Annotated in this window: 12 protein-coding genes; 2 read left to right on the forward strand and 10 right to left on the reverse strand. The window is 70.3% G+C overall.

Translation table 11 applies throughout. The features are described from left to right. The first annotated feature begins 16 nt into the window (after positions 1–16). Positions 17–2413 (forward strand): hypothetical protein, encoded by a 2397-nt coding sequence (locus SFY69_02605; protein ID MDX2130926.1) that lies wholly within the window; start codon positions 17–19, stop codon positions 2411–2413. A 135-nt stretch (positions 2414–2548) separates the two neighbouring features. On the opposite strand, the gene SFY69_02610 is transcribed toward SFY69_02605, so the two are convergent. From SFY69_02610 to SFY69_02655, 10 genes are all read right to left on the reverse strand, one after another. Next, on the reverse strand, positions 2549–3544 hold the full coding sequence (locus SFY69_02610; protein ID MDX2130927.1) for a hypothetical protein: 996 nt from the start codon (positions 3542–3544) through the stop codon (positions 2549–2551). 151 nt (positions 3545–3695) lie between these two features. Next, positions 3696–4610: a carbohydrate ABC transporter permease gene (locus tag SFY69_02615; protein ID MDX2130928.1), complete on the reverse strand. Its 915-nt coding sequence runs from the start codon at positions 4608–4610 to the stop codon at positions 3696–3698. Positions 4611–4615: 5 nt separating this feature from the next. Beyond that, a complete protein-coding gene (locus tag SFY69_02620; GenBank protein MDX2130929.1) occupies positions 4616–5524 on the reverse strand; it encodes a sugar ABC transporter permease in 909 nt (302 codons plus the stop codon). Next, positions 5521–6870, reverse strand: coding sequence for an ABC transporter substrate-binding protein (locus SFY69_02625; GenBank protein ID MDX2130930.1), 1350 nt, complete (start codon positions 6868–6870; stop codon positions 5521–5523). The genes SFY69_02620 and SFY69_02625 overlap by 4 nt, the downstream gene beginning before the upstream one ends. A 7-nt stretch (positions 6871–6877) precedes the next feature. Next, positions 6878–7348: a hypothetical protein gene (locus tag SFY69_02630; GenBank protein MDX2130931.1), complete on the reverse strand. Its 471-nt coding sequence runs from the start codon at positions 7346–7348 to the stop codon at positions 6878–6880. Between the two features lie 21 nt (positions 7349–7369). Beyond that, entirely contained in the window at positions 7370–8143 is a 774-nt protein-coding gene (locus SFY69_02635) for a prepilin-type N-terminal cleavage/methylation domain-containing protein (GenBank protein MDX2130932.1), read from the reverse strand. Then, positions 8140–10653, reverse strand: coding sequence for a glycosyl transferase family 36 (locus SFY69_02640; protein ID MDX2130933.1), 2514 nt, complete (start codon positions 10651–10653; stop codon positions 8140–8142). The genes SFY69_02635 and SFY69_02640 overlap by 4 nt, the downstream gene beginning before the upstream one ends. Positions 10654–10771: 118 nt before the next feature. Beyond that, on the reverse strand, positions 10772–11674 hold the full coding sequence (locus tag SFY69_02645; protein MDX2130934.1) for a hypothetical protein: 903 nt from the start codon (positions 11672–11674) through the stop codon (positions 10772–10774). Between the two features lie 212 nt (positions 11675–11886). Beyond that, positions 11887–13023 (reverse strand): sn-glycerol-3-phosphate ABC transporter ATP-binding protein UgpC, encoded by a 1137-nt coding sequence (ugpC, locus tag SFY69_02650; GenBank protein ID MDX2130935.1) that lies wholly within the window; start codon positions 13021–13023, stop codon positions 11887–11889. A 33-nt stretch (positions 13024–13056) separates the two neighbouring features. Further along, positions 13057–14631 carry a glucoamylase family protein gene (locus SFY69_02655; protein ID MDX2130936.1) on the reverse strand — a complete coding sequence of 525 codons (1575 nt, stop codon included), beginning with the start codon at positions 14629–14631 and terminating at the stop codon, positions 13057–13059. Positions 14632–14773: 142 nt separating this feature from the next. Here SFY69_02655 and SFY69_02660 point away from each other — a divergent pair, with 142 nt between their 5' ends. Then, positions 14774–15853: a LacI family DNA-binding transcriptional regulator gene (locus SFY69_02660; GenBank protein MDX2130937.1), complete on the forward strand. Its 1080-nt coding sequence runs from the start codon at positions 14774–14776 to the stop codon at positions 15851–15853. Position 15854: the final 1 nt, after the last annotated feature.

Genomic DNA, 15854 nt, shown 5'->3' on the forward strand with positions numbered 1-15854 from the left:
TACAGTGCCAGGACGCATGCGTGACGCGCGCCGGGCCAACCCGTTCTCGGACTCTCTCACCGCGCGCCGAGCGGCTCGGGCCGCGGCGTGGGCGTGCGTCGTGTGCGGCACGGCCCTGGCGCAGCCGGTGTTCACGCCGCTGAGCGTGGCGGGGAGTGACGACACGGCGGCGGTGGGCGCCGCGGCGCTGGGCGGGTTCGTGGCGGCGGGCGACACCTTCGCCGATCGCGTCGAGATCATGGATTTCCGCGGGACGGTGCTGCGCACCATCACGCGCGCCGAGTTGCTCGCGCTCATGCCGTGGATGGCGCTGGACGGCGGGCCGGACGGGCCCGGCGCGGTCGCCGTGAGCGCCTCGGGCAAGCAGGTCTTCGTGCTGGTGCACGACGACACGCTCCCCGGCGATGGCCTGGGCAGCGACGGCATCGTGCGCTACGACCTGGCGAGCGGCGCGCTGTCGCTCTTCGCGCGGGCAGACCTCTTTGATCGCGGGGACCAGGTCTCGCGCCTCGCGGCGGCGCACCACGCGGGGCTGCTGTTCGTGGGTTCGCACGCGGGCGGGGGGCAGGTGCGCGTGTACGTCGCGGGCTCGGGCGCGCTCACCGGGTCGCTGCTCGCGACGTGGACGCTGCCGGTCGGCGGGGCGATCCGCGGCATCGCGATTGATCGCGTGACGGGCACGATCTTCGCGGCGAACGCGAACGGGATCTTCCGCGCGCCGATCCCGGCGAACTTCGGCACGCCGCCGGCGTGGACGCTGCTCGCCGGCGCGCCCGACATCCGCGGGCTCGCGTGGGGCGAGACGTACGGCGGGAGCGGGGCGCGCGGGCTGTACATCCTGACCGGCGACGCGAGCGGCGGCTCGCGGATCGATCGCATCGGTGCGACGGCGGCGTACTCGGCGACGCCCGTATCGCCGCAGGCGTACGCGAGCGGGCCGGGCGAACTCTGGCACAGCATCGCCCCGTTGGGCGACGGGCGCCTGGTCGTCGGGCTCTCGGAGGATGCGGCGTTCGTGTCGGACGCGGGCGACCCGTGGCTCACCTTCGACGCGTGGATGCGCGACGAACTGGCGGAGCAGGTGCGGTTCGCGCGCGGGCTGATCTCGCCCGACGGCGAGCCCGCGGGGTGGGTGATCGACGCGGACACCACGCCGGGCGCGGCGCGGTTCCATCCGGCGACGCCCGACGGGGCGGCGTGGACGGTGCTGCTGCTGCTCGCGGGCGATGCTGTGCTGGACGACCCGAACGCGCAGGGCGACATCCGCACGGTGCTGTCGCGGTACGCGGGGCTCTCGGGCGTTGGGCCCTCGCGCACGAGCGACGGGATCTTCCGGCACTGGATCGACCCCGCGACGGGCGGGGTGAAGTCCGGCTGGGACCCCGAGTTCGCGACGATGAGCACGATGAAGATCGTGGCGGCGGCGGCGCGGGCCGCGGCGTACTACCCGGACGATCCGCAGATCGTGCTCGCGGCCCAGCGGATCATCTTCCGCGTGCGCAACTGGGATTCGTACATCCAGAGCGGGTCGTACGCGATGTTCCTGAAGGGGCAGTCGGGCGGCGGTGCCGTCGGCGGGAGCGCGCTGGGGGCGTACCACGAAGGGCTGCTGTTCGTGGACCAGGCGGGCGTGTACGGCGGGCCGCCGTCGGTGACGGCGCGGGGCGCGTGGCTGGATCGCTCGCGCTGGCCGGTCGGCGTGCACCTCGCGGGGTTTCCGATCACGGGCAACGCGTGGGGCGGGTTCCAGAGCGCGTTCACCAGCGTGTACCCGGCGCTGCTGATGGCCGACTATCGCGCCAACGCGGCGTGGCGCACGCAGGTGGCGAACATCCGGTGGTCGAGCGCCGCCTGGACCGACGACAACGCTCCCCGGCTCATGACCGTGTTCTCGGCGGGCACGACCCGCGCCGACTGGGGCGGGTACAACGCCGATTCGTTCGCGCACCATCCGGGCGATGTCACGACGCTGACGGCCCTCGCGGGCCTCGCGGCGCTCGGCGACGCCACGCCCGCGGCGCAGGCGTACCACGCGTACCGCGCGGGCGCGCGGCAGACGTTCCGCACCGGGGCGACGATCCTGTACCGGCGTTCGGACGTCGATCCGTCGTACAACCCGAACAGCGCGGGGCTGCCGGATGTCGCGATGGGCGGGCTGGCGCTCGCGGGGCTCATCGAGCCGGGGTTCACGGGGCCGGGATTCGTCGAGCGTGTGCTGGCGACGCCCTATTCGACGATCGAGATGTGCCCGGTCGATCGCACCGGCGACGGCGCGGTCACCATCGACGACCTGTACGCGCAGCAGGCGCTGCCGACGGATCTGAACGCGGACGGCGTGGTCGATGCGCGCGATGCGGCAGCGCTCGCCAACTGGTTGCGCCGGCGCGAGGGCGCGGAGCTCACCGGGCGGTGAGGGCGTCGAGGCTTGCATGGAACGAAAACGCCCCGGCGTTCATGGCCGGGGCGTTGGTGCCTAATCAGGTTCGGAAGAGAAGCGGGGAAGCAGAACCCTCGCTGGCGCTTCGGGCTCGTTCGGGCTCGAACAGACTCACGGGCAGGGGGCGCCGGCGACGACCTGCTCGAGGGCGGCGATGTCGTCCTGATCGACGTTGCCGTCGCGGTTGAAGTCGGGGTCAACGGCGGAGCAGGCGGGATCGCCCGCGACGACCTGCGCGAGGCAGGCGATGTCGTCCTGATCGACGTTGCCGTCCTGGTTGAAGTCGGGGTCGCAGGGCGTGACGCGGGGGAGCTGGGTGTAGACGATGTCGTCCCAGTAGATGGTGCCCGAGCCGGGGGTCTGGCCGGGATTCTCGGTGTAGTTGAAGCGGCCGATGACGATCTTGACGCGGTTGGGGAGCGGGCTGGCGGGGACGCAACCGCAGCCGCAGTCGGGGCGGGCGCCGGTGTTGCATTCGTACTCGTTGATGATCTCATCGCGAGAGAAGACGACGGTGTAGAGGGTCCACTGCCCGTTGGTGTGGCCCTGGATGCCGCCGGGCCCCTCGTTGAGGTCGAGGGTGGCGACGTCCTGGTTGAGGGTCTTGATGTTGAGCTTGATGCCGGCGAGGTCGTTCACGATGGGGTCGTTCTCGGGGATCATGTACCAGCCGGTGACGACGACGTCGCCGCCGTTGATGTCCCAGACGGGGTCGTAGAAGGGAGCGGTGGAGCACGGGGCGGGCTGGAGGGCGCACACGAGGTCGCACGTCTGGCACTCGGGGCGGCAGGCGCAGAAGTTCACGGAGTCGGTGGTGACGCCGTAGAACCCCGAGCCGGTGGTGCTGATGGAGATGACGGACTCGCCGGTGCGGGGCGTGAGGGCGTTGGGCGTGCCGACGGGGAAGAACTCGGGGGTCTGGCCATCGCCGATCCAGCGGCGGCGCGCGAGGGTGCTGTTGCCCGGGCTGGCCCAGCCCTCGGCGAAGGGGGCGTTGTTGCAGATGCCGCAGGGGAACTCGAAGCCCGGGTTGCGGAGTTCGGAGGTCTGGGCGGACGCGGCGGACGCCAGGGCGAGCCCGGCACAGAAGGCGACGGCGAACTTCATTGAACCCTCCGGGGAACAGGACAGAGTCACGGATGGATGATGACGCGGCCAGCGACGCCGGCGCGCCACGGCGGAGCCGAAAACGTTTTCAACCTAACCCGATGTCGCGGCGCCGTCAAGGCAATTCCAGCGGGTCCCAGAACATCGCGCTTCAGTCCTTGAGACCCGCGGACGCGATCCCCCCCACCAGCGTCCGCTGCGTCACCATGAACAGCAGCAGCACGGGTGCCACCACGAGCGTGCTCGCGGCCATCAAGAGATTCCACGGGGTGTTGCCGGCCTGCCCCTGGTACAACTGCAGGCCCAGCGCCAGCGTGAACTGGTCGCGGTCGGTCAGGAAGATGAGCGGGCCGACGAAGTCGTTCCACACGTAGATGAAATGAAACAGGGCGACCACCGCGAGCGCCGGGCGGCTCAGCGGGAGGATGATCGTCCAGAAGATGCGCCAGTGCGAGCATCCGTCGATACGGGCGGCCTCGTCGAGTTCGCGCGGCAGGCCCATGTAGAACTGGCGGAGCAGGAAGATGTTGAACGCGCCGCCGAACCACGCGGGCACCCACAGGGGCTTGAGCGAGCCGATCATGCGGAGGCTCTCGAAGCGCGGGAGCAGCCCGACGGACTCCATGGTCTGATCGATGCCCCGGAAGACGACGTAGAGCGGGGCCATGATGACGGGGAAAGGGATCATCATGGTGGCGAGGACGAGGGCCATGACCGCGCCGCGCCCGCGCCAGCGGACGCGCGAAAGGCCGTACGCGACGGCGGCGCTGCTGAACGTCATGCCGACCACCGAGAGCACGGCGACGATGAGCGTGTTGCGGAGGTAGAGCGGGAACTCGACGGCGCGATCGTTCCAGACGCGGGCGTAGTTCTCCTGCGCCACCCCGGGCAGCGACGAGGCGGGATCGGGCAGCAGCGTGATGCGCTGCGAGGCGGCCTGGGACTCGGGCTTCACCGATGTCGCGATCATCCAGACCAGGGGCATGACGAACGTGAGCGCGACGCTCGCGAGCAGCACGTACAGCAGGGCGTGGGCGACGGGCGAGCGGGGTGCGTCGGTGGTCATGCGGATCAGCCCCCCCGATAGTACACGAGGCGGCGCCCGCCGATGAACATGACGGCGGTGAGCGCGAGGATGACGAGCAGCTGGAGCCACGCCATCGCGCACGCGTACCCCATCTGCCCGTAGACGAACGCGTTCTCGTAGAGGTACATCGTGTAGAAGTGCCCGGCGGGGTTCTGCCCGTCGGGGCGTTTGAACATCACGTACGGCACCGCGAAGATCTGCACGGTGTTGATGAGCATGACGATCACGTTGAAGAGGATCGCCGGCGAGATCATCGGGAGCGTGACGTGGAAGAAGCGCCGCAGGGGCGACATGCCGTCGAGCACGGCGGCCTCGTAGAGCTGGCGGGGCACCTCGTGGATGGCCGCGATGTAGATGACCACCGACTGCCCCACGCTCCACAGGCTCATGACGACCAGGCTGGGCAGCACCCACTGCTGATCCACCAGCCACGTGGGCCCGCGGACGCCCACCAGCGCGAGCAGCCGGTTGATGAGCCCGAACTCGCCGTTGAACAGCCACATCCAGACCATCGCCGAGGCCACGAGCGGGACGAGCGTCGGCACGAAGATGCACGCCTGGAAGAACCGCGCCAGCCGGATGCGCATGCTGAGCAGCGCGGCGAGGACGAGGCTCAGCACCGTGCACGCGGGGATCGAGATCGCGCTGTAGACGGCGGTGTTCCACACCACGCGCCGGAACGTGGGATCATCGGGCATGCGGGCGTAGTTGCTCGTGCCCGTCCAGATCGGCTCCTCGATGAGCGGGTAGTCGGTGAACGAGTACCACAGGCTCAGCGCCATCGGCAGGAACATGAACAGCGACGCGCCGAACAGCCAGGGGCTGGTCCAGGCCAGGCCCGTGAGGATCGCGCGCCGGTCGCGGCGGGCGGCACGCGCGCGCGGGGCGGTCATGACGCGCCCCCGCGCCGGCGGCGTTCCTCGGCGGCCCGGTCGATGAACCCCTGCGTGCGGCGCTCCAGGGGCGGCAGGGCGGCCTCGGGCGAGACCTCCAGACGCCACAGACGCTGCACCATGGTGTCGACCTCGTCCTTGAACTGCTGCCACGCGCGGGTCTGGGGAGGCACGAACGCGCGCGGGCTCTGGAAGATGTCGTAGTGCACGCCGATGCCGCGGTTCGGGTGGGTCGCGCGGAAGGCGGGGCTGGTGGAGGCGAGCGGGCTGGGCTTGCAGTGAGCGCTCGCGAGCAGTTCGGTCATGTCCTGGCGCTGGGTCCAGGCGACGAACTCCATGCTGGCCTCGGGGTGGCGTGCGCCGCGGGGGATGACGAGGACGTCGGTGTCGATGAGCCCGACGGGGGCCGCGGGGTCAGAGAGGCCCGGCGCGACGGGGAAGGGCGCGACGCCGTAGTCGAAATCGGGCGCGAACGCGGTGACGAGGTTCGCCAGCCACGGGCCCTGGATGATCATCGCGACCTTGCCGGTGAGGAACGGGTTCTCGGGGGTGAAGTAGTTGCCGAAGGACTCCTTGAACGCCTTGCAGCGGTCGGGGCCCAGGTCGCGCGCGTACGACTGCATCCAGGCCATGGCGGCGTGGTTCTCGGGAGAGTCGACCAGCGAGCGGTCGGCCTGCGCGTCGTAGATCGACCCGCCGAAGTGGTACGCCCAGAGCCAGCTCCACCAGCCGGGCTCGGGGTGGAAGAACCCGACGCGTTCGAGCGGGCCTTTGTCGCGGGCCTTCACGAGCCGCCGGTGCGCGTCGTCGAGTTCGGGGAGGGTCGTCGGCGGGCGATCGGGGTCGAGGCCGACCTCGCGGAAGGCGCGCTTGTTGTAATAGAGCGCGACCGAGCCGGCGGTGTTGACGCTCGCCCACCATCGCCCCCGGTGCTGCATCACCTGGCGCACGCCCGGGGCGTACTGCCCGAGCGAAAGGCCGAACGCGGGGGCGAGGTCGTCGAATGACATCAGCGCGTTGCTCTCGGCGTAGGGGGGGACGTTGTAGGCGTAGAGCCCGATGAGGTCCGGGGGCGCGCCGCCGGCGATGGCGACGAGGGACTTCTGGCCGATGTCGGCGGTGATGAGGTAGCGGACGAAGATGCGCGACTGCGACTGGTTGAACGCGTCGACGACGCGCATCATCGCGTCGCCCTCGTGGCGGGTCCACTTCTCCCAGTAGTCCAGGACGATGCGCCCGCGCGTGTCGGCGCGCTGGCCCCGCGGGCCGAAGACCAGAAAGCCCGCGCCGCCCGCGGCCATGAGGCCCAGCGCGCCCCGTCGCGTGATCTCGCCCGCGCTCGTCATGCGGCGGCTACTTCTTCTCTTGCTGCTTGGCGGCCTCGAGGAGCTTGGCCGCCTCTTCGGGCGAGACCTCCTGGCGCGGCGCCACGGAGGGCTTCTTCGCGGATTCTCTGCCAGCCGCGGCGCTGCGGACGGCGGCCTTCTCGGCGTTGATGCGGGTGATCATCTGCTCCCACTCGGCCTTGTTGAACAGGAACCCCGTCGGCTTGCCGGTCTTGGGGTTGATGATGCCCTCGTTGGGGTTGAGGCTCGCCCCGCGCTGGCGCAGTTCCTTGTCCATCTGCCCGCGGGTCATCTCGATCTCGTCCTCGGTGTCGGTGAAACGGATCGTCACCGTCTCGCGCATGCGCTCGGGGCTGTACGGATCAGTGCCGCCCTGCCCGCGCTGGTAGATCACCACGCTCACGGCGAGCAGGACCGCGGCGAAGACCCACCCCAGCCAGGGAGCCTTGTCGAGCAGATCGCGGATCTTGTTGAACATGCGACCTCCGGAGATTGGCGATCAGCGATAGTACAGATGTCCCCAGTTGTAGAACGGCGCGGGCGCGCCCGCGGGGTCGGTGCCTTCCTGATAGTCCACGTAGTCGATGAGTTTGACGGCGTTGTCGCCGAAGAGGAAGTTGTTCTTGCCCGCGTTGGTGGTGCCGTTGTTCCCCTTCGCGGCGTGGCGGGGGTACTCGTCGAGCGCGTCGGTGGCCCACACCACCCACTGCGGGTTGCGGATGAGGCGGATCTTCTGCTTCGACACGCCCCACGGATAGCGGAAGAGCTGGTTGTTCGCCGCGGAAGGGTCGGGCACGATCGAATCGTTGAAGAAGTACTCGGTGTACTTCTCGACCGGCGCGGTGGGATCCAGCAGCGGGAGCGTGAAGATGCGCAGGCCCGACTGCAGGTACGCGATGTTGATCGGGTCGCGGACGCTCGAGCGTCCTTTCGCGCCGGGGCAATCGAACGGTTTGTTCCCGCCGTACGACATGTAGGGCTGGAGCGTGTCGACGACACCGACGTGGTAGAAGAACTGCGGGAACGGGCCACCCTGCAGGTTCAGAAACTGCGGATCACGCTGGTCGTCGAGGTAGCCCTGGGTGGCGATGCCGATCTGGCGGAGGTTGCTCTGGCAAACGACGGTCCAGGCGGTGCGCCGGGCGTTGCCCAGCGAAGGGAGCAGCAGGCTGATGAGCAGGGCGATGATCGCGATGACGACCAGGAGCTCGATGAGGGTGAACGCACGGCGGCGTGCGGCCCGGACGCGACGCAGGGGAGTGTGCTCGTTCATGGCCTGAGTTCTCCGGAAAGTGCGGACGCGGGCTGGGCGGCGGTCGCTCCGCTCCAGCGTACCTCGACATCGATGCCGTCGGCGCCGGCGTCCCGCACGTCGGCGGCGGACAGGACCAGGCCCTCGTGCGGCTGGCCGTTCACCACGAGACGGGCGCGCCGTCCCGGAAGGAAGTCCATCGCGTTGAACCGCACCGTGATGGGCACGCCGCGCCACAGGCGTGTGAAACGGACGTCGCCGAGCTCGGGGATGGGCGACGGGTCGATCGTCAGGCCGTCCCACGTCGGGCGGACGCCGAGCACCGACTCGAAGCAGATGCGCTGCAGCCAGGCGGCGCTGCCGGTGTACCAGGTCCAGCCGGCGCGCCCGGGAAGGTCCGACGCCGGGCCGTCCACATTTCCCGGGACGACGTAGGGCTCTGCCCAGTACTCGTCGGCGCGCTGGCCGCGCCACGGGGGCGAGATGCTGTCCCAGATGCGCGCGACCGAGGCGACGTCGCCGACGTGGGCCGCGGTCCACAGGGCCCAGGTGGCGGCGTGCATGTACACCCCGCCGTTCTCGCGACAGCCCGGGGCGTAGCGCGTGATGTAGCCGATGGTGGGGTCGGGCGTCACGTACGCGGGGGCGAGCAGGAGCGGGCCGAAGGGCGAGAGCAGGTGCTTGCGGACCGATTCCCACGCGATCTTGGCGCGCTCGGGGGTGGCGACGCCGGAGAGAATGGCCCAGGTCTGGGCGTTGAGATGGATGCGTCCTTCGGTGCAATCGGCGGAGCCGATCCACTCGCCGCTGTCCTTCGTGCCGTAGCGGTACCACGCGCCGTCCCAGGCGTGCTGATTGATGGCGTTGGCCATGGCGACGCGCCGGACCGAGCATTCCTGGGCGTCGTTCGGGCGTCCGAGTTCGGTGTAGATGCGTTCCCACTCGCGGAGGATGGTGCAGAAGAAGAAGCCGAGCCAGACGCTCTCGCCCTTGCCGTCGACGCCCATCGCGGAGAGCCCGTCGTTCCAGTCGCACGACCCGATGAGGGGGAGGCCCCGCGGGCTGAGGCGCTGCGTGGTGCGGGCGATCGCGCGCCGGCAGTGCTCGAGGAGCGTGGCGGGCGCGGGGTCGTCGCGGAAGGGCGCGGTGCGCTCGAGCGCGGCGAAGTCGCCGGTCTCGCGCAGGTACGACGCGGTGACGAAGGCGAGCCAGAGGTAGTCGTCGCTGCACGCGGTGTGGTTGCCGAAGTCGGCGAGGGCGTGCCACCAGTGGTTGACGGTGCCGTCGGCGAACTGGCGGGTGGCGTGCAGCAACAGTTGATCGAGCGTGCGCGAGGGCTCCATGGGAAGCCAGACCTGGCTGTCCTGGAGTTGATCGCGAAAGCCACGGGCGCCGGACTGCTGGTAGTAGCCGGTGCGCCCCCACAGCCGCCCGCTGATGGCCTGGTAGGGCAGCCACGTGGAGTTCATGAGGTCGAAGTCCGGGCGGGCGGACTCGACGCGCGCGGGCGCGAGTCGCGTCTGCCATGCGTCGGACGCGGCCCGCGGGACATCCTGCGCTGCCTTGGCCCCCGAGAAGCGGTCGACGAGCGCGAGCACGCCGGGCTCGTCGGGCGCGATGGCGAGCAGGTACTGGAACGAGACGGATCGTCCCGGCTCGAGCGTGAGATCGCCCCCCAGCGCGGCGCAGGCGTCGCCGAAGCGGCCGAAGCCGGCGCGCTCGGGCACGTCGGCGCGGAGCGCGACGGGGGCGGCGGTCGATCCGCGGCGCCCGATGAACAGGGCCTTGTCGGCGATGGCGAAGCGGCGGGAGAAGGGCGCGTTGCAGATGGCGTGGGCCGCCACGTAGGGCCACTCGCGGTTCCAGTGGTCCTTCTCGGTGCGATCGGGGATGTCCCACATCGTCTTGGTGGCGAGGATGGCGGCCCGGCCGGAGTCGTAGCGGGTGGAGAGGAAGAGGCGGTGGAACTCGCGCTTGGTGTCGGGCGCGACGCCGCAGCACCACTCGAAGTAGGACGACAGGCGCAAGTGCCGGGGGCGGTCGCCGAGGTTGGTGAGGGTGACGTTCCAGACCTCGACGGGGTCATCAGGCGCGACGGCGAGAGACCAGACGGCGCGGATGGAGTGAGCCGCGGTGGTGAAGGTGGTGAGGCCGGGCTCGTGGGTGCAGAGGTAGGCGTCGTGGCGTGTGGAGCAGGGCGCGGGGGCGACGGACCAGATGGCGCCGGAGTCGAGGTCGGAGATGTAGAGGAACTTGCCGGAGACGTCGCGGACGAGGTCCATCTCCCAGCGGGAGAGGACGTTGTGCTGGGCGTCGTCGAACCAGGAGAAGCCGCCGCCGTTCTGGCTGATGACGAGCCCGTAGCGGCCGTTGCAGATGACGTTGACCCAGGGCATGGGCGTGGCCGGGTCGGTGATGACGAAGCGTCGGCCGGAGGAATCGAAGTGACCGAACTGGTTGGCGAGCATGGCCTGGGTCCTGTCCGGCGCGGCGAGTGCGGAGCGCGGGGGGCCGGATGTAAACGCTTCCATGGTCTCTATCCGCGGGTTGGCTGTCAAGGGCTGCGAGAACACGGAACAAGTGCAGAGAGAAAAAAACGCCGGCCCCCGGAGAGGGGCCGGCGCGAGGAGTCATTCGAACCGGGGGTGATCAGCGGCGACGGCGGAGGGCGACGAGCCCGCCGAGCCCGAGGAGGGCCGCGGCGCCGGGAGCCGGAACGATGTTGACGTTGAAGATGTTGGTGGAGATGTCGGTCTCGATGAGGGGGAAGATCTGGTTCTGCACGCGGAAGCCGAAGGTAGCGCCGGGGTTGAGGCCGACCTCGTTGCTGCCGGGGATGGGGTTGAAGTTCTTGTAGCCGGAGTCCATGAAGATGCCGCGGGTGATGTTGTTGACGGTGGCGCGGTAGCGGGCGCGGGCGCCGGGGGCCTGCGGGTAGAAGTACTCGTAGGCGACTTCGATGGTGTCACCGGGGAAGACGATCGGGGGGCTGTTGGGGTTGGGGAAGCCGCCCTCGCCGAAGAGGTTGAAGTCCATGCCGGCGCCGCCGCTGAAGGAGGTGCCGTTGGTGATGAGCCACACGCCGCCTTCATCGATGAAGGAGACGCCCTGCTCGTTGACGCGGGGGTTGTTGATCCAGAAGCCGGTCTCGCTGTTGTGCGAGGCGCCGATGCCGCTGGGGTAGCCGGAGGGGAGGTCGATGGTGAAGCAGGCGCTGGCGCGGAAGGACTCGCCGTCCTGGAGGGCGTAGGGGCTGTTGCCGCCGTCGTTGCTGAACCAGGCGACGTGCCGGTTGGCGAACCCGCCGGTGCCCTGCGCGTACACCTCGCGGACGACGTGGTTGCCACCGAGCGAGGTGGGAACGTTCTGGTTGTACGCGTTGGGAATGGCGGTCCCGTTCAGCGAGAGGTTGCTGGGGAGCACGGAGCCGGGGTTGCGGAAGTTCTCGTACGCGTTGAAGTTCAGCGCGTTGATGCTCGAGATCTGGGCGACCGCGGTGCCAGCGGCCATCAGCAGAACGAATGCCGACGCGCCCATTGCCACTGCTTTCATGTCTCGTCTCCTCTTTCTTTCGTAACTCGATCCGCGTGGCGGGACACGCTCCCGGTACGCCGCGGGCTCTCTCCGACCCGCTGTCGCGGATCATGTAAAGGCTTTCATTGTCTCGTTTTTGCGCCCCGCGTCAAGCCCATTTCTTGCGGTTTTCCTCGCGCGATCCTCACGAACATCGGGCGAACCGAACACGCGGCCTGCCGCCCTTCGCGTCAACCCTGCACCAGCGCGCGACCAAACTCGCCGGGCTCGAACCAGCGGGCGTGCGTCATGTCGGGGAGGAGCGCCGCGAAGTCGCCGGCCCGAACCGTCGGGCCGGCGGGCACCCGCGCGACCAGGCCTTGTTCCGCACGCCGGCAGTGGATGTCCATGCAATCCCCCAGCGTCTCGACGACGCGCACCGGGAGACGAACGGCGTCTGGCGCGCCGGCGCCGGCGTCCAGACGGAAGAGTTGAGGGCGAAGTCCGAGAATGACCGGCTTCCCGACGTGCGGGGCGAGGTGCGTCTCGTGCGCGGGCGACGCCCGCAGCCGCACGGGCGGGGCGTCGGCCTGTGCGGGCGGGCCGGCGGCGTGCTCGGTGAACCAGAGTTCGCCCGCGCCGCGGGAGAGGGTGCCCTCGAGGAAGTTCATCGGGGGCGTGCCGACGAACCCCGCGACGAAGCGGTCGCCGGGGAAGTTGTACACGTCCAGCGGGGTGCCGACCTGGCGCACGAGCCCCTTGCTCATGACGACGATGCGGTCGCCGAGCGTCATCGCCTCTTCCTGGTCGTGCGTGACGTAGATCGAGGTGGTGCGGAGGCGCTGGTGCAGCGAGCGCAGCTCGGCGCGGGTGCGGACGCGCAGGCGCGCGTCGAGGTTCGAGAGCGGCTCATCGAACAGGAACGCCTTGGGCTCGCGCACGATCGCACGCCCGACGGCGACGCGCTGGCGCTGCCCGCCGGAGAGTTCGCCCGGGCGGCGGTCGAGCAGCTCGGCGATGCCGAGCGTGTCGGCGACCTGTCGGACGCGCCGGTCGACGTCGTCGCGCGAGAGGCCCCGCAGGCGCAGCGCGAAGCCCATGTTCTTGCGGACCGTCATGTGCGGGTAGAGGGCGTAGTTCTGGAAGACCATGGCGATGTCGCGGTCCTTGGGCTCGACATCGGTGACGACGCGCCCGTCGATGGCGATGTCGCCCGCGGAGCAGTCCTCCAGCCCGGCGATCATGCGCAGGACGGTGGACTTGCCGCAGCCCGAGGGCCCGACGAGCACGATGAACTCGCCGTCGGCGATCTCGAGCGAGAACTCGGCGACGGCCTCGACCTTTCCGGCGTAGAGCTTGCGGATGTTGCGGATGCTGATGCTGGCCATGAGAGGATCGACAGCGTACCGGCGCGGAGCGCATCAGGGGGGCGTGGGGCGACGGGCGTGCGCGGGGTCGAGCTTGAGGCGCGCGCAGCCGTCCTTGACGAACGGGTGCTCGTGGAAGATGCGCCAGATGAGGCCCGAGCGGGCGTTCTCGATGGCGAGCAGCAGCGGGCCCTGGTCGATGGCGAGGTAGTCCGAGCCGACCCAGCCGGTGCCGAGGTTGAACGCGTCGAGGAAGCCGTACCCGCCCGAGGCCGGGTCGCGCCAGACGAGCGGGGAGCCGTCGGACGCGGTGAGGCCCCGGTAATGGCGGAGCGCGGCGATGGCGGCGTCGGGCTCGAACATGACGCACGAGCCGGCGCCGTACGGCGCGATGGTGCCGTCGCCGTAGTTGTCGGTGGGCTCGTAGAGGGGGTAGTCAATCTGCGGGATGGCGCCGGGCATGGGGAAGGGCTCGGGGAAGACGCCCGGCACGCCGTACCCGCCTTCGACATCGGACGCCGTGAGTCCCCAGGCGTTGATGCCCAGGGTGGGAACCTTCTTGGGATTCTCGATGGCCTTCAGGCGGTGGAGGCGGACGGCGCGGCGGCTGTTCTCCCACCAGTCAACGCTCGAGCGATTGGGAATGCCGAACGCGCGGGGCGTGTCGGGGCCCATGCCGGCGTAGTCGATCCAGCAGTGCGCGAAGAAGTTCGTGAAGAGCGCGCCCGACCAGGGGAACCAGACCATCGGGCCGGTGTCGCCGTGCGCGCCGAGCTGGCGGCGCAGGCGGTAGTAGAGCGCCGGGTCGACGCGACGCGCCTCTTCGGGCGCGCAGACGGCGAGGAATGTGACGAGGCGGTGCTCGTCGCCGCTGTCGATCCAGGCGTAGGGGAGCAACTTGCCCGGCCCCGTGGGGCTGGCGATGTCGTCGGGCTTCCAGCCGAGGGAGAGGTAGCCCTTGGCGAGCGGGTCCTCGCCGTCGGAGATGAAGAAGGTCCAGTCGGCGTCGCGGAAGAGGGCGTCGCCGAGTTCGCGGACGGGGCCGCCGAAGTACTGCGAGGCGGTGAGGATGCCGGCGAAGAGGAGCGCGGAGTCGATGGTGCTGACAACGTGCTCGTAGGCCTCGGTCGGCTGGCCGGCGGTGGCGGGGTCGATGAAGTGGTAGAACAACCCGCCCTTGCGGTTGGCCGGGTTGGCGGCGAGGGCGCGGAGGATGCTCTCGGCGCGGGCGGCCGCCTGGTCGCGCGTCACCCAGCCGCGCTCGGCGCCGATGCACAGGGCCGACAACTGGAAGCCCACGCCGGCGACGCTGACGGTGGGCTTGCTGGTGCGGTCGGGGGCCATGCCGGCGGGCGGGAAGGCGTCCCCGGCCTTCCAGAAGAAGTCGAACGCGCTGCGCTGCACCTCGTCGAGGAAGGCCTCGTCGTCGGGCGCGAACTCGAACGGCGGGCGCGGCGTGTCGGCCGGGGCGGCGATCACGAGATCGGCGGGCTTGGTGGACGGCGCAGGCTGGGGCGCGGGGGCAGAAGGCTCGGGGGCGGAGGGTGCCGGGCCGGAGGACGCGGGCTCTCCGCACGCCGCGGCGAGCACGAGCGAGGGCGCCAGGAGCACGAGGGCTGGGCGGAGCATCGAGCGCACGGTGATCTCCTGGGCTGGGGTGCGCGGGGCGGGCGAGCGGGGTTGCGTCGTGTAAACGCTTTCAGCATAATGGCCCCGGCGACTTCCCGCAAGTCATTGCTCTGAGGACCCGGTCATGTACCATCAGTCCTTCATGGCCAGGCCGAACACCAGACGCGACACCGACGACGGCGAAGCGGCGGACCACCCGCCGCCGCGGGGCCCGGTGTCGATCCACGACGTGGCGACGGCGGCGCGGGTGTCGATCGCGACGGTGAGCCGCGTGATGAACAACCCGCACCTGGTCTCGCCGAAGACGGCGGCCCGTGTGCAGGCGGTGATCCGGCAGATCGGGTATGCGCCCAACCCGTTCGCGCAGGGGCTGGTGACGCGGGCGAGCCGCGTGCTGGGGATCGCGCTGCCGGACCTGCACGGCGAGTTCTACTCGGAACTGCTGCGCGGGGCCGACGGCGAGGCGCGCAAGCTCGGGTACTGCCTGCTGGTGTCGTCGGAGCACTCGATCGGAGGGCGTCCCAACGGGCAGGGCGGGCTCGCGTTCGGGCTGATCGACGGGCTGGCGGTGATGATCACCGAATCGGACGGCGACGTGCTGCGGGCGGCGCGGGACATGATGCTGCCGACGGTGATCCTGGACACCGACCTGGCGAACCGGGGCATCGACAGCGTGGTGATCGACAACGTGCCCGGCACGCGCGAGGCGGCGGAGCACCTGCTGCGCTCGACGCCCGCGGCCCGGCTGTACTTCGTGGGCGGGCCCCAGGAGAACTTCGACACGCAGCAGCGCGCCCGCGCGTTCGTGGAGGCGCTGGAGCGCGCCGGGCACACGCCCCGCGCCGACCAGGTGGCCTTCGGCGCGTACACGGAGGAATGGGGGCGGCGGTGGGTGGAGGGGCTGGGACGCGCGGGGCCGGAGGGGCTGACGGGCGTGCTGGCGGGGAACGACGAGATCGCCATCGGCATCATGCGTGCCGCGTCGGACGCGGGGATCGGCGTGCCCGAGCGCATGCGCCTGATCGGGTTCGATGACACGCGCCTCACGACGCTGCTGCGTCCGCGCCTGTCGGCGGTGCGCGTGCCGATGGCGGAAGTCGGCGCCGCGGCGATCCGCCTGCTCGTGCGCCGGGTGGAGAGCGCGGGAGCCGAGACCACCTGCGTGCGACTGCCCACGAGCCTGGTCGTGCGCGAGAGCAGCAGCCCGGCGCCGGGGGCCTGAG

The sequence above is a fragment of the Planctomycetota bacterium genome (assembly GCA_033763975.1).
Taxonomy (GTDB): Bacteria; Planctomycetota; Phycisphaerae; order Phycisphaerales; family UBA1924; genus RI-211.